This window comes from Variovorax sp. LjRoot84, from assembly GCF_964254305.1.
Taxonomy (GTDB): Bacteria; Pseudomonadota; Gammaproteobacteria; order Burkholderiales; family Burkholderiaceae_C; genus Variovorax.
On sequence record NZ_CAXUTE020000001.1, the window covers coordinates 2,860,433 to 2,885,923 of the forward strand.

A 25,491-nucleotide genomic window follows, 5' to 3' on the forward strand; every position below is an offset into this window, starting at 1 on the left:
CGGTGCATCACGCGGTCAGCTTGCCGAAGCCCGAGTCGCGCGCCAGCACGATCGCGCGGCCCCGGTTGTCGACCTCCAGCTTGGCGAACACGCTGGTCAGGTGGTTGCGCACCGTCTTTTCCGACAGGCCTAGCGTCGCTGCGATCTGGGCGTTGTCGCGGCCCTGGGCCAGCAGTTCGAGCAATTGGCGCTCGCGGCCGGTGAGCGCATCGAACACCGGGTCGTGCGCCGGCGCAGCGGCGGACAGGAATCTGCGCACCTCGGCGAGCCAATGCGCCCAGCCGGGCTCGTCGAGCAGCAGGTGGTTGCCGCTGTCGATCGGCACGAAGCGCGCACCGCGGATGCCGCTCGCGATCAGCCGCCCCTCGGCGAAGGGCACGCGAAGATCGCGCATGCTGTGCAGCACCAAGGTGGGACAGCGCACTTCGGCCAGAAGATGCGTGACGTCGATGCGGTTGAACTCGCGCATGAAGCGCGCGGCGTTGGCGGGCGAGCTGGAGATGCGCTCCAGTTCGTTGAACCACCGGTGCTGCTCGGCCGAGCCTCCCGGAATGAACTGGCTGGTGAAGAACTGGCGGAACGACGCGTCCTCCTTGCCCCAGCCCAGTTCGGCCAGCTTGCACATCATCTCGGCTTCTTCGCGCTGCAGGGCCGTGTTGCTGCGCACCAGGCGCCCGCGCGCATAGCCGCCATGCAGCACCATGTGGCTGACGCGATCCGGATGCTTCGCCGCGTAGGCGATGGCGATCGACGCACCTTGCGAGATGCCGAGCAGGCCGAAGCGCTCGGTGCTCAGCGCGTCGACCACGGTTTCGAGATCGCTCAGCCAGCTGTCGAAGCCGAGATCGTCGACCTCCCAATCCGACAGGCCACAGCCGCGCTCGTCGTAGCGCACGAAGGTGGCGTTGGCTGAGAGCCCGTGCAGCACGTGGCGCCAGACCGGGCTCTCCCAGTCGTACTCCAGGTGCGACAGCCAGGTCGCGGCCTTGATCAGCAGCGGGCCGCTGCCGGACATCGCATAGGCCAGCTGCACCTGGTCATGGCCGCGCGCGAAGCGGATTTCCTGTCGCGGGCGCGGCGGGCCGGCGGCGGATAGATAACTTTTCTGCACAGCCTTTAGTTGAGGACGTTTGTCTCCCATGGTCAATCGACCAGATGGCCGGTACCCGGCCGGACCGGCTAAGGCAAGCGCCGGATTTCCGTGCCGAAGCCCTGGAGCCGCTCGACCACATAGGCCGGATCCAGCAACTCCTCGGGGTGGTGAAGCCCCGGCACGACCGCCGAGCCGCCGGCCAGGCCGAGCAGACGCTCGACCGCCAGGGCCGCGCCGCGCGCGCTGAGGCCCGAGTAGACGTCGCCGTCGATCAGCGCGTGGCGCGTGACGCCTTGCCGGCCACCCTGCTGCTCACCCGCGATCTCCACGATCACCTCGTGCGAGGGCGCCGCGCGGCGCCGGCCCTCCCTGAGGGCGAGATCGACCCGGATCGACGGCGCGCCGGTCGCGGCCGCGAGGCTCACCACGTCGAGCAGCGGGTAGGCCTGCCCCTCGTGCGTGACGCCGTCGGCATCGACGAAGCGGCGCTTCGCCTGCGCTTCGTTCGCCCACAGCCAGCGGCCTTCATGCCGCAGCAGCGGGCGCGGCGTGCCGTGGCCCAGGCGTTCGATGTCGGCCTGCGCAACCGGCCCGCCGAGGTCGTCGGCATCGAGCAGCCCGCCGATCGCGATCGAATCGACGCGGCGGAACTCGCGCGCGAAATGCAGCGCGGCGAGCGCCGCCGTGCCGCCCAGGTACTGGCCCAGCAACAGGATGGGCGCGCTGTTCGGCTTGCGAACATGGAGCGCCACCTCCGGCCCGATGTCGAACACGAAATCGGAGAAGGACACATAGGGCAGGCCGCGGGCCTGGGCAAACCGCATCGAGTGCAGGCCAGCGTCCTTCAGCAGCACGACCACGGCGCTGTAGCCTGCATCGGCCGGCAGGCCAAGGTCCCTGCGGGCCAGGCCGATCATCACGGCGCCGGCGCCGCCGATCTCGCGTGCGAGCGCACCGGCCTTGTCCATGTCCCGAGCGCCGATCGCGATCGGCAGGTCCGGCTGGAGCTGGCGCAGCGTGCGCACGGCCCGGCTGCCCACCAGGCCGGAGCCGCCGATGAACAGGACGGGCTTCATGTCAGGCCTCCCTCGACGACTTGCAAGCCGGCCTCCTGCAGGCGCCGAAGCGCATAGCCCGGCTCGATCAGCACGTCGAGCAGGTAGAGCCCCGGCGGCGCCGCGGCGCCGCCGGCCAGGCCCAGCAGGCGCTCGATGCCGAGCGCCACGCCCACGGCCGTCACGGGCGCCTGGCCGCCCGGATGCACCAGCACATGGCGCGTGCGGCCCGGCTGGCCGTTGCTCTTCAGCCGGCCGCTCATCTCGATGATGATCTCTGTGGAGAAGGGATCGCCGCGCCGGCGCGAGGCGCTTTCGCCGACGGCCAGGTCCACGCGGATCGAATGGGCGTCGGTGGCGGCGCCCAGGCTCAGCACGTCCAGCGGCGCGTAGGCCTGGCCCTGTTGTTCGACACCTTCCGAGTCCTTGAAGCGGCGCGCGGCGTCTTCGCCGGTGGCCCACATCCACTGCCCGTTCTTCAGGATCTGCGCGCTCGCCGCGGCCTGCGTGATGCGCTCGTAGTCCACGTAGGCCGCCGGACCGCCCATGTCCTGCTCGTCGAGTACCAGTGAGATCTCGATCGTCTCGACGCGCTCGAATCCGGCCGCGAACTGCAGCGTTGCGAAGGTGGCCACGCCGGCCAGCCAGTTGCTGGCCATCAGCACCGGTGCGCTGGCCGGCCTGCGGATGAACCAGGCCACCTCGGGGCCGATCTCGAAGCTGGCGCTGGAGACGCTGAGGTAGGGCAGGCCGTTCGCCTGCGCATAGTCCAGCGAATGCATCGTGTCGTCCTTCAGGAACATCGCGATGGCGCTGTAGCGCTTGCCGGCGGGCTGGCCCCGGTCGGCGCGCGCGAGGTCGATCGCCACCGCGTCTGCATGGCCGATTTCTCGCGCCACCGCCTCGGCCCTGGCCAGGTTTCGCCCGCCGATGGAGATGGGGAGTTCGGGGTGCAGGCGGCGCAAGGCCTTCGCGGCCTGGGCGCCGACGACGCCCGAGCCGCCGATGATGAGCACGGGTTTTGTTGAACGCGCTGGCATGGTGGGAACTCCTGTCTGGGATTGGGTAAGATGCAATCTACGTCAAGTAACTTACTATTGGTAAGTTACGGAAAGTAGAATCCAGACCGAAGACGCTGTCAAGCTCGCCCCATGAACGACCCTTTGCCCAAAAAACTGTCCAAGGCCGAGCGCCGCGAACAGCTGCTCGAGACCGCGCTCGCCATCGTGCGGGAGCAGGGCACCGACGCCCTCACGCTCGGCTACCTGGCCGAGCGCGCGGGCGTGAGCAAGCCGATCGCCTACGAACATTTCAAGACACGCTCGGGCCTCCTGATCGCGCTCTACGAGCAGATCGACAACCGCCAGGTCGCGGCGCTGCTGCTCGCGCTCGAACGAACGCCGCGCCGGCTGGAAGAGGTGGCGCGGGTGGTCAGCACCGCCTACATGAACTGCTTCACTTCGGTGGGACCCGAATGGCATGCGATCTCGGCCGCGCTCAAGGGCGACGAGGAGATGGAAGCCTTCCAGCGCGAGCTGATCGACAGCTACGTCGCTCTCTACCGCGATGCGCTCGCGCCCTATTCGAAGCTGCCCGAGGACGAATTGCGCCTGCGCTGCGTCGGAATCATCGGCGCCGGCGACGCGATCGCGCGCGACATGGTCCGCGGGCGCATCGACGAGGCCTCGGCGGCGGCGAGCCTGGCCTCATTGATCGTCGGCTGGCTGGCTGCCAAGGCATAGCGCCAACGCCAGCACCGACAGCGGCGCCGACCCCTCGGCCTTGTTGTTGATCGTCACGTAGGCCGCATGGCCCGCGCCGGTGGTGGCGGCGATCACGCGGGCCAGCGTCCCGCGTGTCTCGGGGTCCGGGTCCACGAGCTTGTCGAAGGGCTCGTAGAGCTGCTTGGCTTCCTCGTAGCCGTAGGCGCCGTGCAGCCGGTTCAGGTTCCAGCGGCAGACCAGCGGGCCCGGCCACAGCGCGCGCAGCACCGGCAACTGCTCGCCGATCGGCGGCATCTTGGGATGCAGGCCGAGGCAGTAGGTGGCGCCGGCCTCGCGCAGCACGTCGGCAAAGGCCGGGGTCAGGAACTCGGGATTGCGCACCTCGACCGCGATCACGCCGTCCGGCGCGCTCGGGCGCAGCGCGGGCAAGGCCTGCAGCATGTGCCGCAGGCGCTGCAACAACTCAGGCATTTGCGACAGCATCGACGACGGCAGCGGACTGAGCTGGAACACGAGCGCGCCGATCTTGGCGCCCAGGCCGTCGAGCGCCGGCTGCACGAAATCCTGCACCGCCAATGCCGGATCGAGGAAGGCCGGATTGGGCTGCATGCCACGCCCGTCGTCGCCGCGCACCAGCGCATCGGCGACGACGCTCGGTGCCTTGACGACGAAGCGGAAGTCTTCCGGCACCTGCTGCGCGTAGGCAGCGAACTGGCTGGCCGACAGCGCGCGGTAGAAGCCGCGGTCCACGCTGACGGTGCGCAACAGCGGATGCTGCGCATAGGCCTTGAGCCCGTGCTTGGACAGCACCGACTGCTCGTACTCGCCGTCCCAGACCAGTCCGGCCCAGCCCGGGAAGAACCAGGAAGAGGTGCCGAGCCGCAGTTGCGGCGGCAGCGCCTTCACCAGCGCCTGCTGCGCCGCATCGGGCGGCGCGGGCTGGACCTTGGCCGCAGCAGCCTGGCCTGCGCACTTCTTCGGCGCGGGCGAAGCGGGCGCGGGTTCGTTCGGGTCGTCGAAAAGCGAGTCTTGCATCGTGTGGCAGGGCGAGCGCCACATTCTCCAGCAAGCCCTAGCCCAGCTGCCCGCTGGCCAACGCCGCCGCAGCCGAGCGCGTCTCGACGCCCAGCTTCTCGAAGATGTGCTCCAGGTGCTTGTTGACCGTGCGCGGGCTCATGCCGAGGATCTCGCCGATGTCGCGGTTGGTCTTGCCCTTGGCGAGCCAGGACAGCACCTCGGTTTCGCGTGGCGTCAGCGCCGCATCGGCCAGGCGCGAAGTGCCGGCGGCGCCTTCCTTGTGCGGCGCCAGCAGCAGCATCGTTTCGCCCAGCGTCGCGGTGCCCAGGTTGCGCACCGACAGGCGCGTGCCTGCCAAGGTCGAAAGCACCACGCTCGCGCCGCCCGCGAGCACCGGGTCCAGCGCCGCGGGCAGCTGGCCGGGCGCCGAAGGCTCGCCCAGCGCATGCAGCCACAGCGCGGCCTGCGGCGAACGCCAGGCCACGCGGCCCTGCGCGTCGATCAGCACCACGCCCATGCCCGCCACGTCGACCGCGTCGCGCGCCATGCGCGCGATGTGGGCGTTGCGCGCATGCGTGTGCAGGCGCGCCAGCACCTCCTGCGCGCGGATCGGCTTGACCACGTAGTCGACGCCGCCGCTCTCGAAGCCTTCGACCACGTGCGGCGTTTCGGACAGCCCGGTCATGAAGAGCACCGGGATGTGCGCCAGCGCCGCATTGGCCTTGATGCGCCGGCAGGTGTCGAAGCCCGACAAGCCCGGCATCAGGCCGTCGAGCAGGATCGCGTCGGGCACCACCAGTTCCAGAAGGCGCAGCGCCGACTCGCCGTCGCCGGCCACCAGCACCGTGTAGCCGCTGGCCTCCAGCGTGTCGCACAGCACGCCCAGGCTGCTCGGCGCATCGTCGACCACCAGCACCACGGGCCGTTCGCTTTCAGGGGTTGGATACATGCAGCAGATCCTCCGAAAGGGCTTTCTTGAAATCCTCGAGCTCGAAGCGCATGACCATGCGGCGCAGGTAGCTGCAGCTGGCGGCCAGCGTCGCGTCTTCGGACGCGAGGCGGTCGAGCGCGCGCTGCAATCCGCGCACGTGGCCGAGTTGCACCAGGCTCATCAGCTCGGTGCGTGCGTCTTCCGGCAGGCCCAGCTGCTGCGGCGGCGCGGCTTCGGCCGGCGGCGGCGCATGGCCGGGCACCATCCATTCCAGGCCGAGGTGGCGCTCCAGCGTCATGATCAGCTCGGACTCGATCACCGGCTTGCCGATGAAGGCCTGGCAGCCGGCCATGCGCAGTCGCTCGCCCTGGTTCTCGAACACGTTGGCCGAGACCATCACGATCGGCACCGCGTCGAAGCCGGCGGCGCGAACGAGGGCGGCCGTCTGCCAGCCGTCCATGTCGTCCATGCTGATGTCGAGCAGGATGGCCGAGGGCACGTGCTCGCGCAGGCTGTCGAGGCACTCGGTGCCGCTGGCGGCCTCGCGCACGTCGAAGCCCAGCGGCGCCAGCATGCCGGCCAGCATTTGGCGCTGCACCGGCTGGTCGTCCACCACCAGCAGCGTGCGGCGTGGGCCGAAGTAGCCGGAGATCTGGCGTTGCGGCTCGGCCTGCGGTCCGGGATCGGGCACCTCGCGCAAGTAGACCCGCACGCTGAAGGTGCTGCCGGCGGCCGAACTCGCGGTCAAGGTGAGTTCGCCGCCCATCAGCGAGGTCAAGAGGCCGGTGATGGTCAGGCCCAGGCCGGTGCCCGGTTCGCCGCGCTGGCGGCCCGCGGCGCCGCGCTCGAAGGGCAGGAAGATGCGCTGGTGGTCCTGCGGCGCCACGCCGATGCCGGTGTCGACGACGTCGAAGCGCAGCACCTGCCGCCGCGCATCGACGTGCAGCGTGACCGTGCCGGCATCGGTGAAGCGCACCGCGTTCGCGAGCAGGTTGATCAGGATCTGCCGCAGCCGCTTGGCATCGGCCTGCACCCAGGCCGGCAGCCGCCCGCTCTTCGTGAAGACGAAGGCCAGGCCCTTGGCCTCGGCCTGCGGCCGCACCATGCGCACCACCTCGTCGAGGAACTCGGGCAGCGGCAGCGGCATGCGCTCCAGCTGCAGCCGGCCGGCTTCGATGCGCGCCAGGTCGAGCAGGCCGTCGATCAGGCTCAGCATGTGCTCGCCGCTGTGGTGGATGGTCTGCAGCGCGTCGCGCGGCGGGATCTGCTTGCCGTCCTCCTTCAACAGGATCTGCGAGTAGCCGAGGATGCTGTTGAGCGGCGTGCGCAGCTCGTGCGTCATGCCGGCCACGTAGCGCGTCTTGGCCTGGTTGGCGGCCTCGGCCGCGTCCTTGGCCGCCTGCAGCGCGGCGTCGGTGCGCTGGTGCGCCTCGATCTCCAGCGTGAGCAGGTGGTTGTGGCGATTCGATTCCTCCTGCGCCATCTCGCGGCTTTCGCTGCCGAGCACCACCCACCAGGCGCCCAGCGCCGCGGCCAGCGAGAGCAGCGCGAAGGCCTTGAGGAAGGCATCGCGCAGCGCGCCGCGCTCCACCGTGCTCTGGATCAGCTGCTGCTCGTACACCACGCCCATGATCACGGCCAGCAGCAGGATGAAGGAGCTCGCCACCACCAGATAGCGCGCCACGCGGAAGTTGAGCCGTGCCGAGAGCGCGGGCGGCAGCAGCGCCGTCAACCAGGTGTTGACCTGCTCGGCCGCGCGCGAACCGGTCTTGCAGCGGTCGTGGCAGCGCGACTCCAGCGTGCAGCACAGCGAGCAGATCGGCGCGTTGTAGGCCGGGCAATGGGCCATGTCCTCCGATTCGAAGGCGTTCTCGCAGACCGAGCACTTCACGCTTTGGCCCGGCGCCCAGGGCGTGTCGCCGCTGCGCGCGAGGTAATAGCGCCCGCGCGTCCACCAGGCGAGCAGAGGCGAGACGAGCAGGGCAGTCAGGAGCGCGATGAAGGGCGAGAAGGCCTGGGCCAGCGGACCCAGCGCGCCGGCATAGGCCACGATGCCCAGCAGCGCGGCCACCAGCATCGCGCCAAGCCCCACGGGATTGATGTCGTAGAGGTGCGCGCGCTTGAACTCGATGTGCTTCGGGCTCCAGCCCAGCGGCTTGTTGATGACCAGGTCGGCCACCAGCGCGCCGACCCAGGCGATGGCGAGGTTGCTGTAGAGGCCCAGCACGTTCTCGAGCGCAGCGAAGACGCCCAGCGTCATCAGCAGCACCGCGATCATCACGTTGAACACCAGCCAGACCACGCGGCCCGGATGGCTGTGCGTGAGGCGCGCGAAGAAGTTCGACCAGGCCAGCGAGCCCGCATAGGCATTGGTGAGGTTGATCTTGATCTGCGACACCACCACGAAGAGCGTGGTCGCGCCCAGCACCCAGGCCGGGTTGCCGAACACGTAGCCGAAGCCGGCCAGGTACATCTGCGTCGGCTCGACCGCCTGCTCGCTCGGGATCTGATGCTGCAGTGCCAGGAAGGCCAGGAAGGCGCCGCCCAGCATCTTCAGCATGCCCGGCACGATCCAGCCGGCGCCGGCGACGAGCACGGCGCCCCACCAGCGGCGCCGGTTGGCAGGCGTCTTCTCCGGCAGGAAGCGCAGGTAGTCGACCTGCTCGCCGATCTGCACCACCAGCGAGAAGGCCACTGTCGCGCCGGCGCCGAACATGATGGCGTCGAAGCCGCTGCTGCTCGAAATGCGGCCCGAGAGGCTGGTGAAATCGCTGAAGGCCTGCGGGTTCTTCAGCAGCACTGCGATGTAGGGGCAGACGAAGAGAACCATCCAGATCGGCTGCGTCCACAGCTGCAGCCGCGAGATCAGCGTGATGCCGTACATCACGATCGGGATCACCACCAGCGACGAGACCAGGTAGCACGCCGGCAGCGGCCAGCCGAAGTAGAGCTGCAGCGCGAGCGCGAGGATGGCCGCCTCCAGCGCGAAGAAGATGAAGGTGAAGCTCGCGTAGATGAGTGAAGTCAGCGTGGAGCCGAGATAGCCGAAGCCGGCGCCGCGCGTCAGCAGGTCCATGTCCAGCCCGTACTTGGCTGCGTAGTAGCCGATCGGCAGGCCGGTGAGGAAGGTGATGAGGCCCACCACCAGGATGGCCCACACCGCGTTGGAGAAACCGTAGCTCAGCGCGATGGTGCCGCCGATGGCTTCGAGCGCGAGGAAGGAGGTGGCGCCGAAGGCCGTGTTGGCGACCCGGAACTCCGACCACTTGCGAAAGCTGCGCGGCGTGTAGCGCAGCGCGTAGTCCTCCAGGGTTTCGTCGGCGACCCAGGCGTTGTAGTCGCGGCGAATCCTGAAGATTTTCTGGCCTGTCACAGATTGCATGGTGTTCCGGCGCTCGGCAGTGGAAGGCATGCGTTGCAAGAAGCGCTCCTGCTGGGCCGTCGGCAAGGCGGGCAGTGTGGCGCCGGGCGGCGCGGGCCCCGATACGTTGATTGACGTATTCGAATCGCCGGGTCCTCTTCCTAGAGTGGCGGCCATGGTGCTGGTCGCACCGCCGGCTGGATGCACAGCGGTGGTGCGCAGCAACCCAAAGCCTTTTCACAACCCGTCTGGAGAGTTCGATATGTCCCGTGACCCCAACGCCTCCCCCGAGTCGCTGCTGCAGCAGCGCCGCCGCCTGATCCAGGGCGCCGCCGCGCTGCCGATGCTGGGCCTCGGTGGCCTCGCCTTCGGCCAGCAATTCCCGACGGCCAAGGTGAACACCACCAAGCTCGCGGTGACCGACACCGAAGTGACGGTCGGCCAGCTGCATTCGTCCAGCGGCACGATGGCGATTTCCGAGACCGGTTCGATCCAGGCCGAGCAGCTCGCCATCGACGAGATCAACGCCATGGGCGGCATCCTCGGGCGCAAGATCAAGGTGATCAAGGAAGACGGCGCTTCCGACTGGCCGACCTTCGCCGAGAAGTCGAAGAAGCTGCTGGTCAACGACAAGGTCGCGACCGTGTTCGGCTGCTGGACCTCGGCTTCGCGCAAGGCGGTGCTGCCGGTGTTCGAGAAGGAGAACGGCCTCCTGTACTACCCGACCTTCTACGAAGGCCTGGAGCAGAGCAAGAACGTGATCTACACCGGCCAGGAAGCCACGCAGCAGATCATCTGGGGTCTGGACTGGGGCGCGAAGGAGAAGAAGGCCAAGACCTTCTTCCTGGTCGGCTCCGACTACATCTGGCCGCGCACCTCGATGAAGATCGCGCGCAAGCACATCGAGAACTTCCAGAAAGGTTCGGTCAAGGGCGAGGAGTACTACCCGCTGGGCCACACCAACTTCAACTCGCTGATCAACAAGATCAAGGTCGCCAAGCCGGACTGCATCTTCGCGGCGGTGGTGGGCGGCTCCAACGTCGCCTTCTACAAACAGCTCAAGGCCGCAGGCATCACCGGCGACAGGCAGTTCCTCTTGACGCTGGCGGTGACGGAGGACGAGATGACGGGCGTGGGCGGCGAGAACTTCGCCGGCTTCTATTCGTCGATGAAGTACTTCCAGACGCTGCCGAACGACAACAACAAGAAGTTCGTCGCCGCCTTCAAGGCCAAGTACGGCAAGGACTCGGTGATCGGCGACGTCACGCAGGCCGGCTATCTCGGGCCCTGGCTCTGGAAGGCCGCGGTCGAGAAGGCCGGCAGCTTCGACGTCGACAAGGTGGTCGCCGCTTCGCCGGGCATCGAGCTGAAGACCGCGCCCGAAGGCTACGTGAAGCTGGACCCGAACCACCACCTGTGGAGCAAGGCGCGCATCGGGCAGGGCATGCCGGACGGCAGCTTCAAGGTGGTGGCGGAGTCGAGCGAGCTCATCAAGCCGGATCCGTTCCCCAAAGGCTACCAGTAAGGACTTCGCTCCCTCCCCCTCTGGGGGGGCAGGGGTGGGGGCATGCGGCGCGCGCATTCGACCGCTGCTGGCCCCCATCCCAACCTTCCCCCAGAGGGGGAAGGAGTCAAAACCATCGGATTTTCGCCATGAACTTTTCGGACATGTTGAACATCGGCCTGATGCAGGGCTTCGCGGGCCTGAGCCTGTTCGCGGTGCTGCTGCTGATGGGCCTGGGGCTGGCGATCATCTTCGGCCAGATGGGCGTCATCAACATGGCGCACGGCGAGTTCATGACGATCGGGGCCTACACGATCTACCTGGGCTCGACGCTGACTGAGGCGCACGCACCGGCCTTGCTGCCGTATTACTTCGCGCTCGCCATCGTGATGGCCTTCGTGTTCGCCTTCATCGCCGGCTGGCTGGTGGAGTGGGGGCTGATCCGGCACCTCTACAAGCGCCCGCTGGACACCCTGCTGGCCACCTGGGGCATCAGCCTCGGGCTGCAGCAGATCTTCCGCACCGGCATCGGGCCCAAGGAAGTGAGCCCGACGCTGCCCGAGTGGTTGATGGGCTCGTGGGCGCCGGCCGAGGGGCTGGACATCCCGATCAACGGACTCTTCGTGCTGGCGCTCACCGCCTTCGTGACGGCGGGCATCCTGATCGCGCTGCACCGAAGCCGCTGGGGCCTGCGCGTGCGCGCCACGGTCGCCAATCGCCAGATGGCCAACGCGACCGGCATCGACACCAGGAAGACCGACCGCTTGACCTTCGCGATCGGCTGCGGCATCGCCGGCGTGGCGGGCGCGGCCTTCACCACCATCGGCTCGACCGGGCCGACCTCGGGCCAGCTCTACATCGTCGACGCCTTCCTGGTCGTCACCTTCGGCGGCGCGGCCAGCCTGCTGGGCACGGTGGTGTCGGCCTTCGGCATCGCGCAGACGCAGTCGATCTCGGAGTTCTTCATCACCGGCTCGATGGCCAAGGTGCTCACGCTCTCGCTGATCGTGCTCATTCTGATGATGCGCCCGCAAGGTCTCTTTGCCGTCAAGGTGCGGCGCTAGGACTTCTCACATGACTTCGCTTTTCGATTCGTTCAAGCGCTCGGGCCTGTGGAGCGTGATCGTGCTGGCGGTCCTGCTGGCGGTCGTGCTGCCGGCCACGCTCGATATCTTCCGCCTCAACCTGGTCGGCAAGTACCTCACCTACGCCTTCGTCGCCGTCGGCCTGGTGATGGTGTGGGGCTACGGCGGCGTGCTGAGCCTGGGGCAGGGCGTCTTCTTCGGGCTCGGGGGCTACGCGATGGCGATGTTCCTGAAGCTGGAGGCCTCGGACCCCGAGACCACCAAGATCCAGTCGACGCCGGGCATCCCCGACTTCATGGACTGGAACCAGATCACCGAGCTGCCGATGCTCTGGCTGCCCTTCAAGAGCCTGCCGCTGACGGTGATCCTGGTGATCGCGGTGCCGACGGCGCTGGCCTGGCTGATCAGCTTCGCGATGTTCAAGCGCCGCGTGGGCGGCGTGTACTTCGCGATCATCACGCAGGCGGTGGCGCTGATCCTGTCGGTGCTGATCATCGGCCAGCAGGGCTACACCGGCGGCGTCAACGGCATGACCGACCTGAAGACGGTGCTGGGCTGGGACACGCGCACCGACAGCGCCAAGTACATCCTCTACTACCTCTGCGTCGGCCTGCTGATGGCCAGCATCCTGCTGTGCCTGTGGATCCAGAAGAGCAAGCTCGGCACGCTGCTGCTCGCCATGCGCGACAAGGAAGACCGGGTGCGCTTCTCGGGCTACGACGTCTCGAACTTCAAGGTCTTCACCTTCTGCCTGGCCGCCGCACTCTCGGGCATCGGCGGTGCGATGTTCGCGCTGCAGGTGGGCTTCATGTCGCCGTCCTTCGTCGGCATCGTGCCCTCGATCGAGATGGTGATCTTCGCGGCCGTCGGCGGGCGCATGAGCCTGGTAGGCGCGGTGTACGGCGCGCTGCTGGTGAACGCGGGCAAGACCTTCTTCTCCGAGAGCTTTCCGGATCTGTGGCTGTTCCTGATGGCCGCGCTTTTCATCGGCGTCACGCTGGCCTTCCCGATGGGCTTGGCCGGGCTGTGGGAGAGCCATATCAAGCCCTGGTGGCTGCGCCGCGCGACCGAGCGGAAACTGCATGCCGAGCAGCTGGCCGCCGCGCAGGCCCACTATCCGGAGCCGCCGCCGAAGGCGAGCCGCACCGTCGATGAACCCTCGCTGCCCGACGGTGTCGGCAGCCAGAGCGCCTGAGGATTCTTCATGAGCAGCAACACCGACTTCGCGCTCGCAGTGGAAGACCTCAGCGTCTCCTTCGATGGTTTCAAGGCCATCGACGATCTCACGCTCTACATCGACCGCAACGAGCTGCGCGTGATCATCGGCCCCAACGGCGCCGGCAAGACCACCTTGCTCGACCTGATCTGCGGCAAGACCAGGGCCACGAGCGGCAGCATCAAATTCCAGAACACCGAGCTCACCAAGATGGCCGAGCACAAGCGCGTGCGCCTGGGCATCGGGCGCAAGTTCCAGACCCCCTCGATCTACGAGAACCTGAGCGTGTTCCAGAACCTCGAGGTGTCCTTCCCCAAGGGGCGCTCGGTGTTCGGGGCACTGGCCTTCCAGTGCGACGACGAAGTCAAGGCCAAGGTGCAGGCGGTGGCCGATGACATCGGCCTGGCCGGCAAGCTGCATACCGAAGCCGGCCTGCTCTCGCACGGCCAGAAGCAGTGGCTCGAGATCGGCATGCTGCTGATGCAGGAGCCCGAGCTGCTGATGCTCGACGAACCCATCGCCGGCATGAGCGCGCGCGAGCGCGAGCTGACGGCCGAGCTGCTCAAGCGCATCTGCAGGAACCGCGCGGTGATCGTGATCGAGCACGACATGGATTTCGTCAAGCAGATCGCGCACAAGGTCACCGTGATGCACCAGGGAAAGATCCTGGCCGAAGGGCCGATGGAGAAGGTGCAGGCCGACCCGAAAGTCATCGACGTCTACCTCGGTCATTGAGAGAAAGAGACCCATGCTCCAAGTGACAGACCTTCACGTCGCCTACGGCCAGAGCGAGGCGCTGCACGGCATCTCCTTCGAGGCCAGGGCCAACGAGACCGTCGCCATCATGGGCCGCAACGGCATGGGCAAGACCACGCTGTTCAAGAGCCTGATGGGCGTGCTGCCGATCAGGAGCGGAAGGATCGAGGTCGCGGGCCAGGACGTGTCGCGCGACGAGAGCTTCCGCCGCGTGGCCAAGGGCATCGCCTACGTGCCGCAGGGCCGCATGATCTTCCCGACGCTGACGGTCGAGGAAAACATCCAGACCGGCCTGGAGAACGCCAAGGTCAATCGCATTCCCGAGGAGATCTACGCGCTCTTCCCGGTGCTCTTCGACATGAAGCGGCGCAAGGGCGGCAACCTCTCGGGCGGCCAGCAGCAGCAGCTGGCCATCGCTCGCGCGCTGGTCACCGAACCCAAGGTGCTGCTGCTCGACGAGCCCACAGAAGGCATCCAGCCTTCGGTCATCAAGGACATCGCGAAGGCGCTCAACGAGATCCGAAAGATGCGGCAGATCACCATCGTCGTGTCCGAACAGGTGCTGAGCTTCGCGCTGGACGTCGCGGATCGGCTGTTCGTGATCGAAGGCGGCCGCCTGGTCCACGAAACCGCGCGCGACAAGACCGACGTGAACCACATCAAGGCCTACCTCTCCGTTTAACCGAACCCCAAAGAAGGAGCATGCATGACCGACACCCTGATCAAGGTCGACCTCACCCAGTCGCCCACCGAGAACGAGATGATCCACAACCGCTGGCATCCGGACATCCCGATGGCATGCTGGGTCAACCCGGGCGACGACTTCATCCTCGAGACCTTCGACTGGACCGGCGGCTTCATCAAGAACAACGACAGCGCCGACGACGTGCGCGACATCGACCTGAGCACCGTGCACTATCTCTCGGGCCCGGTGGGCGTGAAGGGCGCCGAGCCCGGCGACCTGCTGGTGGTGGACCTGCTGGACATCGGCGCCAAGCAGGACAGCCTCTGGGGTTTCAACGGCTTCTTCTCGAAGAAGAACGGCGGCGGCTTCCTCACCGATCACTTCCCCGAAGCGCAAAAGTCGATCTGGGACTTCAAGGGCATGTTCACCAGCTCGCGCCATGTGCCGGGTGTCAACTTCGCGGGCCTGATCCATCCGGGCCTGATCGGCTGCCTGCCGGACAAGCCGATGCTGGACATGTGGAACAAGCGCGAGATCGACTTCATCGCGACCGACCCGGAGCGCGTGCCGGGCCTGGCCAACCCGCCCTTCGCCGCCACCGCCCACATGGGCAAGATGACGGGCGAGGCGGGGGCCAAGGCCGCCGCCGAGGGCGCGCGCACCGTGCCGCCGCGCGAGCATGGCGGCAACTGCGACATCAAGGATCTGTCGCGCGGCTCCAAGGTCTTCTTCCCGGTGTACGTGGATGGTGCGGGCCTTTCGGTGGGCGACCTGCACTTCAGCCAGGGCGACGGCGAGATCACCTTCTGCGGCGCGATCGAGATGGCCGGCTGGGTGCACATGAAGGTCAGCCTGATCAAGGGCGGCATGGCCAAGTACGGCATCAAGAACCCGATCTTCAAGCCCAGCCCGATCACGCCGAGCTACAACGACTACCTGATCTTCGAGGGCATCTCGGTCGACGAGGCCGGCAAGCAGTACTACCTGGACGTGCACATCGCCTACCGCCAGGCCTGCCTGAACGCCATCGAGTACCTGAAGAAGTTCGGCTATTCGGGCGCGCAGGCCTATTCGATCCTCGGCACGGCTCCGGTGCAGGGCCACATCAGCGGCGTGGTCGACGTGCCCAACGCCTGCGCCACGCTCTGGCTGCCGACGCAGATCTTCGACTTCGACATCAATCCGAACGCGGCAGGGCCGACGAAGATGATCGACGGCTCGATCGACATGCCGCTGTCGCACGACCTGCGCTGAGGGGGGCGGAATCGATGCCCACCTACGATTACGCCTGCAGCCGCTGCGGCGGCTTCGACGCCTTTCGCCCGCTGGCGGCACGCAACGAGCCTGCGGCCTGCCCGCATTGCGGCGAGGCCTCGCCGCGCGTGTTCGCGAATGCGCCACAGCTGGCTCTGATGGCCGGCAGCACGCGGCGTGCGATCGAGACCAACGAACGCGCCTCGCACGAACCGCGAAGCTCGCGCGACTACGCGCGACTCAGGCACCCGGCCGGCTGTGGCTGCTGCTCGAGCGCGCGCTCAGGCGCCACGGTGAAGGCACCGAACGGCGCCAAGACCTTTCCCTCGAAGCGGCCCTGGATGATCAGTCACTGAAGCGCTTCACTCGGGCGCCAGCCTGAAGCTGGTCTTCAGGCCGCCGATCGCCGACGGTCCGACCCACAGGTCGAAGTTGCCGGGCTCCACCGTGGGCTGCAGGTCCTGGCCGATGAACATCAGGTCGGCGCGCGAGAGCGTGAACTCGACCGCCATCGTCTGGCCCGCTGGCACCCGCACCTTGCGGAAGCTCTTGAGCTCCCGCACCGGCCGCGTGACGCTGGCGGCGCGGTTGCCGATGTAGAGCTGCACCACTTCCTCGGCCTCGCGCTTGCCGGTGTTGGTGATGCGCGCGCGCACGGTCAGCGTGCCGTCCCAGGCCATGCGGCCCGGGCTCAGTTCCAGGCCCTCGTAGCGCACGCGTGCATAGCCCAGCCCGTGGCCGAAGGGGAACAGCGCATCGTTGCTCGCGTCCAGGTAGCGTGCCTTGTAGAAGGTGGCCGGCGCATCGGCGAGCTGAGGCCGGCCGGTGCGCTTGTGGCTGTAGTAGTAGGGCACCTGGCCCGGCGTCTGCGGAAAACTCACCGGCAGCCGGCCCGAGGGATTGACGTCGCCGAACAGCACGTCGGCGATGGCCGGCCCGGTCTGCGAACCGAGGAACCAGGTGACCAGGATCGCGCGCGCATTGCGCACCGCGCCCCTGAGCGCCAGCGCGCGCCCGTTGCGCAGCAGCACGACCACCGGCTTGCCGGTGGCTGCGACAGCGTCGGCGAGCTCCTGCTGCGCCCGCGGGATCTCGATGTCGCTGCGCGAACGGGCCTCGCCCGACATTTGCTCGTTCTCGCCGATCGAAAGCACCACGACATCGGCCTCGCGCGCCGCAGCGATTGCGGCGTCGATACCGCCCGCGATCGGCGCATCGACGTCCGAACCGCGCACCACCGTGAGCAGTTCGGGCGAGGCGAGCGAATTCCGGATTGCCTCCTCGATGCCGACCGGCGACGCCTGGCCGGGAAAGACCATCCAGGGCCCGAACAGGTCGGAGGCACCGGCAAAGGGGCCGATGAGCGCGATGCGTTGCCCCGACTTCGGCAGCGGCAGCACGTCGCCGTCGTTCCTGAGCATCACGATCGAGCGTCCTGCAGCATCGCGCGCCAGCGCCTGGTGCGCGGAACTGTCGAAGCGCGGGCCGGCCGCGTCTTCGAGCCCGCGGAAGGGCTGGTCGAACAGGCCCAGCCGCAGCTTGATCCGCAGCACGCGGCGCACTGCGTCGTCGAGGCGGGACATCGGCACTTCGCCCGAGGCCACCAGGCCGGGGAGGTGCTGCATGTACAGGCCGCTCTGCATGCTGACGTCGGTGCCCGCGAGGAAGGCGCGCTTGGCGGCTTCGCGCCCGTCGGCCGCGAAGCCGTGCGCGATGAGTTCCTCGTCGGCGGTGTAGTCGGAAACGACGAAGCCCTGGAAGCCCCATTCGCCGCGCAGCACGCCGGTGAGCAGGTTGCGGTTGGCGTTCGAGGGGATGCCGCCGATCTCGTTGAAGGCGCTCATGATCGACAGCGCACCGGCATCGATGGCCGAGCGAAAGGGCGGCAGGTAGACCTCGCGCAGCGTGCGCTCCGAGAGATCGACCGTGTTGTAGTCGAGCCCGCCTTCGGCCGCGCCGTAGCCGGCGAAGTGCTTGGGCGTGGCCAGCATCGCGTCGGCGCGCCCGAGGTCCTTGCCCTGGAAGCCGCGCACCCGCGCGGCCGCGAACTGGCGGCCCAGGTAGACGTCTTCGCCGGCGCCCTCGACGCCGCGGCCCCAGCGCGCGTCGCGCGCGATGTCGACCATCGGCGCGAAGGTCCAGCGGAAGCCGTCGGCCGTGGCCTCGACGGCGGATGCATGCGCCGTGCGTTCGGCCAGGGCCGGCTCCCAGCTGGCCGCCTCCGCGAGCGGCACCGGGAACACGGTGCGGAAGCCGTGGATGACGTCGGCGCCGAAGAGAAGCGGGATGCCCAGGCGCGACTCGTTGACCGCCGCCTGCTGCGCCCGGCGCTTGCCTTCGAGGCCCGCGTTGTTGAAGAGGCCGGTCACGCGGCCGGCGCGGATGTCGGCCAGCTGCTGCTCCTGGCTCTGGCGCGCGGCCTGCGGATTGGCCACGATGTCGATGCCCGCGGGCGCGTAGAGGCTCAGCTGGCCGACTTTTTCTTCCACCGTCATGCGCACGATGAGGGACTCGACGCGCGCAATCGACATCGGGGCCAATCCGCCGGGCGTGGGGCCCGTGGCGCAACCGGTGATGCAGGCGAGAAGGAAGAGGAGGGCGAAGACGAGGCGGGGGAATCTGCAGACGCTCATTGCCCGCATTTTCGCGTGAGCCGAATGGCTCGGAAAATCGTCGGGCTCTCGGGGCCCGGCTGTCCCTACGTCAATCAACGTATTCGCCGCCGTCCGCCGGCTTCGCAGAATGGATCGCATCCATGACCACAGACAAGGACCGATCATGATTCACGGCGATATTTCGAGCAGCAAGGACACCGTCGGCGTCGCGGTCGTCAACTACAAGATGCCGCGTCTGCACACGCGCGCCGAGGTGCTGGAGAACGCGAAGGCGATCGCGAAGATGGTGGAGGGCATGAAGACCGGCCTGCCCGGGCTGGACCTGGTGATCTTTCCCGAATACAGCACGCACGGGATCATGTACGACAGCGCTGAGATGTACGAGAACGCGGCCACCGTGCCGGGCGCCGAGACCGAGATCTTCGCCGCCGCCTGCCGCAAGGCCAAGGTGTGGGGCGTGTTCTCGCTCACCGGCGAGCGCCACGAGGAGCATCCGAAGAAGGCGCCCTACAACACGCTGATCCTCATGAACGACCAGGGCGAGATCGTCCAGAAGTACCGCAAGATCATGCCCTGGGTGCCGATCGAGGGCTGGTACCCGGGCAACAGCACCTACGTGAGCGAGGGTCCCAAGGGCCTGAAGATCAGCCTCATCATCTGCGACGACGGCAACTACCCCGAGATCTGGCGCGATTGCGCGATGAAGGGGGCAGAACTCATCGTGCGTTGCCAGGGCTACATGTACCCGGCCAAGGAACAGCAGATCCTGATCTCGAAGGCGATGGCCTTCGCCAACAACACCTATGTGGCGGTGGCCAATGCATCCGGCTTCGACGGCGTGTACTCGTACTTCGGCCACTCGGCGATCATCGGCTTCGACGGCCGCACGCTCGGCGAGTGCGGCGAAGAGGAAATGGGCGTGCAGTACGCCGCGCTGTCGAAAAGCCTGATCCGCGACTTCCGCAAGAACGGCCAGTCGGAGAACCACCTGTTCAAGCTGCTGCATCGCGGTTACACCGGCATCCTCAATTCGCACGAAGGCGACAAGGGCGTGGCCGACTGCCCCTACGACTTCTACGCGCAATGGATCGCCGACCCGCAGGCCACGCGCGAGAGGGTCGAGGCACTCACGCGCTCCACGGTCGGCACCGCCGAAGCGCCGATCGACGGCATCCCCAACGAGGAGACCGCCAACCTCTATCGCTGAAGACACGCTGCCGGCGCGGGCACAATCCGCGCCATGAGGCAATGGTTGCGTACGCAGGGTGGCTGGTGGCTCGCATGGCTGCTGCTCGCCGGCGCCGGTGCGGTCTGGATCGCGCGCGCCGAACTCCGGCAGCTCCATGAGGAGTTCGAGGCCAACGGGCGCATCGCGCACCGCCTCATGAGCCAGCAGGTGGTGCAGTACGACGCGGTACTGGCCACGCTCGCATTGCTGGAAACCGCGCCGGACGGGGCCCGCTCGGAGCAGCGCCTGCCGTCCGTCTACCCCTCGATCCTCGGCGTGCAGCGGCGCGATGCCGGCGCGGCCTGGGCCGACCCTCCGTTGGCCGCGGCCGAGGCGAAGTCGCGCGAACTGCGGCGCCCCGAGCTTGCAACGCAGGACTTCGCGAACGGCCGCTACCGGCTCGTGATCGGCGCCGAGCCGACCAGCTATGCGCTCGACATCGACCTCGCGAGCACCGTGCCCTGGCGCGACTGGCCGATGGACCCGAAGCAGAGCCCGGTGCGCGTGGTGCTCGAGCATGCGGGCCAGCAGTTCGTGCTGCAGGCCGGACAGCCCGCGGCCTCGCAGGGCTGGCCCTTCAGCTTCCGCAAGGTGCTGGCCTCGGAAAGCCAAGCCTTCGATCTGGCGGCGCAGCGCCAGGTCTCATGGCGCGAACTGCCCTGGGCCTGGATGGCCGCCTGGGCGCTCGCGATGGCGGTGGTGCTGGCCGGCAGCTACGCGTTGCGGCGCCAGCGCATCGAGCGGCGGCGTGCCGAAGAGCTGCTGCGGCTCGGCCAGGTCGCGCGCCTCAATGCGCTCGGCGAACTCGCGGCGGGCATGGCGCACGAGCTCAACCAGCCGTTGACCGCGGTGCTCGCCAACACGCAGGCCGCGCGCCGGCTGCTCGACGACGACCCGCCCGAGCTCGACACCGCACGCGCGGCGATGAAGCAGGCCGCCGAACAGGCGCGCCGTGCCGCCGACGTGGTGGCGCGCCTGCGCCGCGTGATCGAGCGCCCCGGGCATGCGACCGAGGCCAGGCCGGTGATCCTGCAGGAGGTGGTGCGCAACGGGCTGCACCTGCTCGGCCCGGAATTCGACAGGCGCGCGATCGCGCCGGCCTTCGACGGTGCGGCACAGGCGCCGGTGAGCGTACGGGCCGAGCCGGTGGCACTGGAGCAGATCGTCCACAACCTGCTGATGAACGCGCTGCAGGCGCTCGAAGAACTGCCGGCCGGCGAGCGGCAACTGCGGCTCACCGTGGTTCGCAACGGCGCATACGGTGTGTTGACCGTGAGCGACAACGGGCGCGGCATTGCGCCGGAGATCCTGCCGCGCATCTTCGAGCCCTTCTTCAGCACGCGCGAAGGCGGCCTGGGACTGGGCCTGAGCTTGTGCCAAACCTTGGCCGAGAGCGTGGGCGGCACGCTGGCCGCGGAAGCGGCCGCGCCGCGCGGTGCCCGCTTCACGCTGCGCTTGCCGCTTTCGTCATGAACGAGCCGCTCTCTCCGCTCATCCACCTGATCGACGACGACCTCGCCGTGCGCGAGAGCCTGGCCCTGCTGATCGGCACGGTGGGCCTGCGCACGCAAGGCTGGGCGGATCCGCAGGCCTTCCTCGAGGGCTTCGACCGCGGCGGCATCGGCGCCATCGTGCTCGACGTGCGCATGCCCGGCATCGGCGGCCTCGCGCTGCTCGAAACGCTGATCGCCCAGGGCGTCGACCAGCCGATGATCATGCTCACCGGCCACGGCACGGTCGAGATGTGCCGGCGCGCCTTCAAGGCCGGCGCGGCGGAGTTCCTCGAGAAGCCGGTTGACGACGAACAGCTGCTCGAGGCGCTGCAGCACGCGGTGCGCCAGCACATCCGCTCGCGCGAACGGGCGCAGGCCGACCAGGCGGCGCGCGAGCGCCATGCCCAGCTCTCCGAACGCGAGCGCGAGGTGCTGGGCTTCATCGTGGCCGGACTCACCAACAAGGAGATCGCGCGTGCGCTCGCGTTGTCGCCGCGCACGGTCGAGACGCATCGCGCCAACCTGTTCGCCAAGCTCGGCTGCGATTCGCTGGCGCAGCTGATCCGGCGCTACGCAGCGCTCGTCGACAGCACTCCGTAGTTCTACGGAGCGGCCGGCGTAGCCGTACGAATGTTCCTTCGAAGGTCCTGTTTCTACAGTTGCGTTGCGGCCGGCAAGGCGCCGGCGCAAATCGATCAACCCCTTTCGGAGACCTACATGCATTCGACCCTTCGCCTCGGCAGCCTCGCCGTCCTGCTCGCCGCTTCCGCGATGAGCGCCCAGGCCCAAGCCCAGACGCCGAGCCTCGCCGTCCGCAGCGAAAAGAACATCTCGCTCGAACTCGCGAACCAGCTCGCCGCGGCGACCGTGGCAGCCTGCGCGGCCAACGGCTATTCGGTGGCGGCCACGGTGGTCGATCGCGCCGGCGTGGTGCGCGCGGTGCAGCGCGCCGACAACGCGGGCTCGCACACCGTGGGCGCCAGCGAGCGCAAGGCCTGGACCTCGGCATCGGCCAAGGCGCCGACGCTGGCGATGATGGAGAACGCACAGAAGAACCCCGGCGCGGCCAACCTGGTGAACATCCCCGGCTTCCTGCTGCTCGGCGGCGGCGTGCCGATCATGGCCGGCAACGAAGTCATCGGCGCCGTGGGTGTCGGTGGCGCGCCGGGTGGTCACCTGGACGAGCAGTGCGCCAACGCGGGGATCGAGAAGGTCAAGGCGCAGTTGGGCTGAAGGCGATGAAGGCCGTCCTTGTCTTCGCTGCGCTCGTGCTGACCGCGGGCGGCCTGGCCGCGCCTGCGGCGGCGCAGATGCCGCCCGGCCGCCGCAGCGGTGCTGGCCTATGAAGGCTTGCACCAGGCGGCGTGGCGCGGCGACCCGCCGCGGCTGAAAGCGCTCATCGAGGGCGGCGCCGCTCTCGATGCGCGCGACAGTCGCGGCCACACGCCCTTGCACGTGGCGACGCATGCGCGCCAGCGCGAGGCGATCCGCATGCTGGCCAAGGCCGGCGCGAGGCTCGACGAAAAGCTCAAGGCCGCGGGCGCAAAGTAGGGGCCTGCGAACGGGCCCCCGGCTCGGGGACAATCGGGCGATCCTCGATGCAGGGCCGCTCCATGTACATGCCACCCCAGTTCAATTCGCAAGACCGTGCCATCGCCGCGGAACTGATGCGCGCGCATCCTTTCGCCAGCCTGATCTCGACCGACGACGACGGGCTGCCCTACGTCTCGCACCTGCCGCTGGTGCTCGACGACCGCGGGGAGGGCGGCTTCGCGCTCTTCGGCCATTGCGCCAAGCCCAATCCGCACTGGCGCTACCTGCAGGCGCGGCCGCAGGCGCTGGTGAGTTTCCTGGGGCCGCATGCCTACATGTCGCCCTCGGTCTACCCCGACCTCGCGCGCGTGCCGACCTGGAACTACCTGGCGGTGCATTGCACGGTCCAGGCCCAGCTGATCGAGACGCCGGCGGAAAAAGATGCGCTGCTCAAGCGCTTGATCGGCCAGCACGAGCCGGCCTACGCCCAGCAGTGGCGCGAACTCGGTGAGGAGTTCCAGAACAAGATGCTGAACGGCATCGTCGGCTTCGAGCTGCAGGTGACGGCATTGCAGTGCAAGGTCAAGCTCAACCAGCACCGGCGCGAATCGCATGCCGCCATGCACGCGCGCTACAGCGAGGGCACGCCCGACGAACAGGCGCTGGCCGCGTGGATGCAGCGGCTCGGCATGAAGACCGGCGCGGCGCAGACGGAGGAAGGCTGAGATGCGCGCCCTCGGCTTGATCGGCCTGGTGCTCGCGCTCGCCATCGTCGGGCTGCTGGCCAGGAAGCAGATGGGCGGCGTCGCGGGCGCACCGGCCGCCGACGCACGCACGCAAAGCCAGCAGGTCCAAGAGCAGTTCAAGCAATCGCTGGACGCCGCGATGCAGCAGCCGCGCCCCCTGACCGATGACAAATGACGCGCACTGGATGCAGCTCGCGCTGGCCGAAGCGCGGCTGGCGGCCGAGGCCGGCGAAGTGCCGGTGGGCGCGGTGCTCGTGAAGGACGGCCGGCTCGTCGCCAGCGGACGCAACGCGCCAGTCGCGCAGCACGACCCCAGCGCGCATGCCGAAATGAACGCGCTGCGCGCGGGCGGTACGGCGCTCGGTAACTATCGCCTCGACGGCTGCGAGCTCTATGTGACGCTCGAACCCTGCGCCATGTGCGCCGGCGCGATGCTGCATGCGCGGCTGGCCCGCGTCGTGTTCGGCGCGGCCGATCCGAAGACCGGTGCCGCGGGATCGGTACTCGACCTGTTCGCGCAGAGCCAACTCAACCATCGCACGCACGTGCAGGGCGGCGTGCTTGCCGCGGAATGCGGCGATCTGCTGCAGGATTTCTTCAAGGGCCGCCGCAGCGCGGCGCGCGAAGCGGCCGAACCCCTGCGCGACGATGCCTTGCGCACGCCGGTCGAACGCTTCGGCGCGCTCGCCGGCTACAGCTTCGCGCCGAACTACGTGAGCGATCTGCCGAGTCTGCAGGGCTGGCGCATGCACTACCTGGACGAAGGGCCGAGTGGCGCCGCTTGCACCTGCCTCTGCCTGCACGGACCGGGCGAATGGAGCTACTTCTTCCGCCATCTCGCGGCCTTGCAGACGCTGCGCGTGCTGGCGCCCGACCTGATCGGCTTCGGCCAAAGCGACAAGCCCAAACGGGAGGCCGTGCACCAATGGACCTGGCATCGCGACGTGCTGCTCGAATGGCTGGAGCGCCTGCAGCCCGGCCCGCTGGTCCTGGTGCACAGCGCCGGCGCTTCCGAACTCGCGTCGCTGCTGCGCGCTGCCATGCCCGCGCGCTTTCCCTTGGCGCTGCTGGCGCCCGACGCCGGCGAGCCCGTGGCCGACGCATGGCGCGCGCCCTTTCCCGACCGCGGATACGAAGCCGCATTGCGTGTCCTGGGCCCGACTCCGCACGGCGTCTCGGGCCCTGACGCAGCACAGGCGTCCCGGCTGGCACAGGAGGCAATGGGATACTTCGCCCCGTGAAAAAGAAACACATCTACATCTACTCGCCCTCCAGCGCGGTTCGCAACAAGGCCGCATTCCGGCGCGGCGTGAAGCGCCTGCAGGCGCTGGGCCATGAAGTCGAACTGGACGAAGCCGCGCTCGACAGCCATCAGCGCTTTGCCGGCGACGATGCCACCCGCCTGGCCGCCATCGCGCGCGCCGCGGGCAGCCGCGCCGACGTGGCGCTGATCTCGCGCGGCGGCTATGGGCTCACGCGCATCCTCGATGCCATCCCCTACAAGGCCGTGACCCTCGCGATCGAGCGCGGCACCGAGTTCGTGGGACTCAGCGATTTCACGGCCCTGCAGAACGCGCTTCTCGTGAAAACCGGCGCCGTGAGCTGGGCCGGCCCCGCGCTCGGCGAGGACTTTGGCGCCGAGGATGGCGCCGACGACATCATGGAAGCCTGCTTCGACGATCTGCTGAGCGGGCGGGGCGAGGGCACAGGCTGGCGCATGCCGGCGCGCGATGCCGCGGCGATGCCGGGCTTTCGCGGCATTCACGATGCGGTGCTGTGGGGCGGCAATCTCTGCGTGCTCACCAGCCTGCTGGGCACGCCGTACTTTCCCCAGATCGACAAGGGCGTGCTTTTCTTCGAAGACGTGAACGAGCATCCCTACCGCGTCGAACGCATGCTCGACCAGTTGCGCCACGCGGGCGTGCTGGGCCGTCAGAAGGCGGTGATCTTCGGGCAGTTCACCGGCGCCAAGAAAGTGCCGCACGATCGCGGCTTCAGCATGCAGACCGTCGTTTCACGGCTGCGCGAACTGATCAAGGTGCCGGTGCTGGCGGGCCTGCCCTTCGGTCATGTGCCGACGAAGGTGCTGTTGCCCGTGGGGGCCAAGGTGGAACTGGCGGCAGACGCACGCGACGTCTTCATGGTGTGGGGACACCGGCACGCGCATTGAAAAAAGAAAAAGGCTGCTATGCAAC

24 protein-coding genes are annotated in these 25,491 nt (G+C 68.2%); 17 read left to right on the forward strand and 7 right to left on the reverse strand.

Features of this window, described 5'->3' with window-relative positions; genetic code table 11:
* Positions 1-7: 7 nt before the first annotated feature.
* The 3 genes from ACSQ9I_RS14445 to ACSQ9I_RS14455 all read right to left on the reverse strand — a co-directional run bounded on the left by ACSQ9I_RS14445 (position 8) and on the right by ACSQ9I_RS14455 (position 3,188).
* Positions 8-1,111, reverse strand: coding sequence for an alpha/beta fold hydrolase (locus tag ACSQ9I_RS14445; protein ID WP_436313561.1), 1,104 nt, complete (start codon positions 1,109-1,111; stop codon positions 8-10).
* Positions 1,112-1,179: 68 nt separating this feature from the next.
* Positions 1,180-2,169: an NAD(P)-dependent oxidoreductase gene (locus ACSQ9I_RS14450; protein ID WP_436313562.1), complete on the reverse strand. Its 990-nt coding sequence runs from the start codon at positions 2,167-2,169 to the stop codon at positions 1,180-1,182.
* Positions 2,166-3,188, reverse strand: a complete 1,023-nt coding sequence (locus ACSQ9I_RS14455) for an NAD(P)-dependent oxidoreductase (RefSeq protein ID WP_436313563.1) — start codon at positions 3,186-3,188, stop codon at positions 2,166-2,168. The genes ACSQ9I_RS14450 and ACSQ9I_RS14455 overlap by 4 nt, the downstream gene beginning before the upstream one ends.
* A gap of 111 nt (positions 3,189-3,299) precedes the next feature.
* On the opposite strand from ACSQ9I_RS14455, the gene ACSQ9I_RS14460 reads away from it, so the two are divergent.
* Complete coding sequence (locus tag ACSQ9I_RS14460) at positions 3,300-3,890, forward strand: TetR/AcrR family transcriptional regulator (protein ID WP_436313564.1); 591 nt, start codon at positions 3,300-3,302, stop codon at positions 3,888-3,890.
* Here the strand turns inward: ACSQ9I_RS14460 and ACSQ9I_RS14465 are convergent.
* From ACSQ9I_RS14465 to ACSQ9I_RS14475, 3 genes are read right to left on the reverse strand one after another with little or no spacing between them, the layout of a single operon-like run.
* Positions 3,855-4,907 (reverse strand): DUF72 domain-containing protein, encoded by a 1,053-nt coding sequence (locus tag ACSQ9I_RS14465; RefSeq protein WP_436313565.1) that lies wholly within the window; start codon positions 4,905-4,907, stop codon positions 3,855-3,857. The genes ACSQ9I_RS14460 and ACSQ9I_RS14465 overlap by 36 nt on opposite strands.
* Before the next feature lie 37 nt (positions 4,908-4,944).
* Positions 4,945-5,838, reverse strand: a complete 894-nt coding sequence (locus tag ACSQ9I_RS14470) for a response regulator transcription factor (RefSeq protein WP_093107439.1) — start codon at positions 5,836-5,838, stop codon at positions 4,945-4,947.
* Positions 5,822-9,202: a hybrid sensor histidine kinase/response regulator gene (locus ACSQ9I_RS14475; protein WP_093107834.1), complete on the reverse strand. Its 3,381-nt coding sequence runs from the start codon at positions 9,200-9,202 to the stop codon at positions 5,822-5,824. The genes ACSQ9I_RS14470 and ACSQ9I_RS14475 overlap by 17 nt, the downstream gene beginning before the upstream one ends.
* 241 nt (positions 9,203-9,443) lie before the next feature.
* On the opposite strand from ACSQ9I_RS14475, the gene urtA reads away from it, so the two are divergent.
* The 7 genes from urtA (at position 9,444) to ACSQ9I_RS14510 (ending at position 16,037) form a co-directional block, all read left to right on the forward strand.
* The gene (gene urtA / locus ACSQ9I_RS14480; protein ID WP_436313566.1) at positions 9,444-10,706 is read left to right on the forward strand and encodes an urea ABC transporter substrate-binding protein; all 1,263 of its coding nucleotides are present in this window, start codon (positions 9,444-9,446) and stop codon (positions 10,704-10,706) included.
* Positions 10,707-10,834: 128 nt separating this feature from the next.
* Positions 10,835-11,749: an urea ABC transporter permease subunit UrtB gene (gene urtB, locus ACSQ9I_RS14485; RefSeq protein WP_436313567.1), complete on the forward strand. Its 915-nt coding sequence runs from the start codon at positions 10,835-10,837 to the stop codon at positions 11,747-11,749.
* Positions 11,750-11,759: 10 nt separating this feature from the next.
* Positions 11,760-12,965, forward strand: a complete 1,206-nt coding sequence (gene urtC, locus ACSQ9I_RS14490; RefSeq protein ID WP_436313568.1) for an urea ABC transporter permease subunit UrtC — start codon at positions 11,760-11,762, stop codon at positions 12,963-12,965.
* A gap of 9 nt (positions 12,966-12,974) precedes the next feature.
* A complete protein-coding gene (gene urtD / locus ACSQ9I_RS14495) occupies positions 12,975-13,721 on the forward strand; it encodes an urea ABC transporter ATP-binding protein UrtD (protein ID WP_093107431.1) in 747 nt (248 codons plus the stop codon).
* 13 nt (positions 13,722-13,734) lie between these two features.
* Positions 13,735-14,424, forward strand: a complete 690-nt coding sequence (gene urtE, locus ACSQ9I_RS14500; protein WP_436313569.1) for an urea ABC transporter ATP-binding subunit UrtE — start codon at positions 13,735-13,737, stop codon at positions 14,422-14,424.
* A 24-nt stretch (positions 14,425-14,448) separates the two neighbouring features.
* Complete coding sequence (gene fmdA / locus ACSQ9I_RS14505; protein WP_436313570.1) at positions 14,449-15,681, forward strand: formamidase; 1,233 nt, start codon at positions 14,449-14,451, stop codon at positions 15,679-15,681.
* 14 nt (positions 15,682-15,695) lie between these two features.
* Positions 15,696-16,037: a zinc ribbon domain-containing protein gene (locus ACSQ9I_RS14510; protein WP_093107425.1), complete on the forward strand. Its 342-nt coding sequence runs from the start codon at positions 15,696-15,698 to the stop codon at positions 16,035-16,037.
* Between the two features lie 6 nt (positions 16,038-16,043).
* Here ACSQ9I_RS14510 and ACSQ9I_RS14515 read toward each other — a convergent pair whose 3' ends face one another.
* The gene (locus ACSQ9I_RS14515) at positions 16,044-18,212 is read right to left on the reverse strand and encodes a glycoside hydrolase family 3 N-terminal domain-containing protein (RefSeq protein ID WP_436313571.1); all 2,169 of its coding nucleotides are present in this window, start codon (positions 18,210-18,212) and stop codon (positions 16,044-16,046) included.
* 247 nt (positions 18,213-18,459) lie between these two features.
* On the opposite strand from ACSQ9I_RS14515, the gene ACSQ9I_RS14520 reads away from it, so the two are divergent.
* The 9 genes from ACSQ9I_RS14520 to ACSQ9I_RS14560 all read left to right on the forward strand — a co-directional run bounded on the left by ACSQ9I_RS14520 (position 18,460) and on the right by ACSQ9I_RS14560 (position 25,466).
* Complete coding sequence (locus ACSQ9I_RS14520) at positions 18,460-19,503, forward strand: aliphatic amidase (RefSeq protein WP_436313572.1); 1,044 nt, start codon at positions 18,460-18,462, stop codon at positions 19,501-19,503.
* Positions 19,504-19,536: 33 nt separating this feature from the next.
* Complete coding sequence (locus ACSQ9I_RS14525) at positions 19,537-20,997, forward strand: sensor histidine kinase (protein WP_436303988.1); 1,461 nt, start codon at positions 19,537-19,539, stop codon at positions 20,995-20,997.
* On the forward strand, positions 20,994-21,617 hold the full coding sequence (locus tag ACSQ9I_RS14530) for a response regulator transcription factor (RefSeq protein WP_436313573.1): 624 nt from the start codon (positions 20,994-20,996) through the stop codon (positions 21,615-21,617). Before ACSQ9I_RS14525 ends, ACSQ9I_RS14530 begins: the two co-directional genes overlap by 4 nt.
* A 117-nt stretch (positions 21,618-21,734) precedes the next feature.
* Positions 21,735-22,250, forward strand: a complete 516-nt coding sequence (locus ACSQ9I_RS14535; RefSeq protein WP_436313574.1) for a GlcG/HbpS family heme-binding protein — start codon at positions 21,735-21,737, stop codon at positions 22,248-22,250.
* A 99-nt stretch (positions 22,251-22,349) separates the two neighbouring features.
* Positions 22,350-22,568 carry an ankyrin repeat domain-containing protein gene (locus ACSQ9I_RS14540; RefSeq protein WP_436313575.1) on the forward strand — a complete coding sequence of 73 codons (219 nt, stop codon included), beginning with the start codon at positions 22,350-22,352 and terminating at the stop codon, positions 22,566-22,568.
* 62 nt (positions 22,569-22,630) lie between these two features.
* Complete coding sequence (locus ACSQ9I_RS14545) at positions 22,631-23,275, forward strand: FMN-binding negative transcriptional regulator (protein ID WP_436313576.1); 645 nt, start codon at positions 22,631-22,633, stop codon at positions 23,273-23,275.
* A gap of 1 nt (position 23,276) precedes the next feature.
* Positions 23,277-23,471: a hypothetical protein gene (locus ACSQ9I_RS14550; protein WP_093107413.1), complete on the forward strand. Its 195-nt coding sequence runs from the start codon at positions 23,277-23,279 to the stop codon at positions 23,469-23,471.
* Between the two features lie 10 nt (positions 23,472-23,481).
* The gene (gene tadA / locus ACSQ9I_RS14555; protein WP_436313577.1) at positions 23,482-24,537 is read left to right on the forward strand and encodes a tRNA adenosine(34) deaminase TadA; all 1,056 of its coding nucleotides are present in this window, start codon (positions 23,482-23,484) and stop codon (positions 24,535-24,537) included.
* The gene (locus ACSQ9I_RS14560; RefSeq protein ID WP_436313578.1) at positions 24,534-25,466 is read left to right on the forward strand and encodes an LD-carboxypeptidase; all 933 of its coding nucleotides are present in this window, start codon (positions 24,534-24,536) and stop codon (positions 25,464-25,466) included. Before tadA ends, ACSQ9I_RS14560 begins: the two co-directional genes overlap by 4 nt.
* Positions 25,467-25,491: the final 25 nt, after the last annotated feature.

Coding starts and splice junctions, on each gene's coding strand:
- ACSQ9I_RS14530 (WP_436313573.1), top strand. CDS start 20,994: ATGAACGAGCCGCTCTCTCCGCTCATCCACCTGATCGACGACGACCTC.
- ACSQ9I_RS14520 (WP_436313572.1), top strand. CDS start 18,460: ATGATTCACGGCGATATTTCGAGCAGCAAGGACACCGTCGGCGTCGCG.
- urtA (WP_436313566.1), top strand. CDS start 9,444: ATGTCCCGTGACCCCAACGCCTCCCCCGAGTCGCTGCTGCAGCAGCGC.
- ACSQ9I_RS14475 (WP_093107834.1), bottom strand. CDS start 9,202: ATGCAATCTGTGACAGGCCAGAAAATCTTCAGGATTCGCCGCGACTAC.
- ACSQ9I_RS14455 (WP_436313563.1), bottom strand. CDS start 3,188: ATGCCAGCGCGTTCAACAAAACCCGTGCTCATCATCGGCGGCTCGGGC.
- ACSQ9I_RS14460 (WP_436313564.1), top strand. CDS start 3,300: ATGAACGACCCTTTGCCCAAAAAACTGTCCAAGGCCGAGCGCCGCGAA.
- urtD (WP_093107431.1), top strand. CDS start 12,975: ATGAGCAGCAACACCGACTTCGCGCTCGCAGTGGAAGACCTCAGCGTC.
- urtB (WP_436313567.1), top strand. CDS start 10,835: ATGAACTTTTCGGACATGTTGAACATCGGCCTGATGCAGGGCTTCGCG.
- ACSQ9I_RS14515 (WP_436313571.1), bottom strand. CDS start 18,212: ATGTCGATTGCGCGCGTCGAGTCCCTCATCGTGCGCATGACGGTGGAA.
- urtE (WP_436313569.1), top strand. CDS start 13,735: ATGCTCCAAGTGACAGACCTTCACGTCGCCTACGGCCAGAGCGAGGCG.
- ACSQ9I_RS14550 (WP_093107413.1), top strand. CDS start 23,277: ATGCGCGCCCTCGGCTTGATCGGCCTGGTGCTCGCGCTCGCCATCGTC.
- tadA (WP_436313577.1), top strand. CDS start 23,482: ATGCAGCTCGCGCTGGCCGAAGCGCGGCTGGCGGCCGAGGCCGGCGAA.
- urtC (WP_436313568.1), top strand. CDS start 11,760: ATGACTTCGCTTTTCGATTCGTTCAAGCGCTCGGGCCTGTGGAGCGTG.
- ACSQ9I_RS14535 (WP_436313574.1), top strand. CDS start 21,735: ATGCATTCGACCCTTCGCCTCGGCAGCCTCGCCGTCCTGCTCGCCGCT.
- ACSQ9I_RS14525 (WP_436303988.1), top strand. CDS start 19,537: ATGAGGCAATGGTTGCGTACGCAGGGTGGCTGGTGGCTCGCATGGCTG.
- ACSQ9I_RS14450 (WP_436313562.1), bottom strand. CDS start 2,169: ATGAAGCCCGTCCTGTTCATCGGCGGCTCCGGCCTGGTGGGCAGCCGG.
- ACSQ9I_RS14470 (WP_093107439.1), bottom strand. CDS start 5,838: ATGTATCCAACCCCTGAAAGCGAACGGCCCGTGGTGCTGGTGGTCGAC.
- ACSQ9I_RS14465 (WP_436313565.1), bottom strand. CDS start 4,907: ATGCAAGACTCGCTTTTCGACGACCCGAACGAACCCGCGCCCGCTTCG.
- ACSQ9I_RS14545 (WP_436313576.1), top strand. CDS start 22,631: ATGTACATGCCACCCCAGTTCAATTCGCAAGACCGTGCCATCGCCGCG.
- fmdA (WP_436313570.1), top strand. CDS start 14,449: ATGACCGACACCCTGATCAAGGTCGACCTCACCCAGTCGCCCACCGAG.
- ACSQ9I_RS14510 (WP_093107425.1), top strand. CDS start 15,696: ATGCCCACCTACGATTACGCCTGCAGCCGCTGCGGCGGCTTCGACGCC.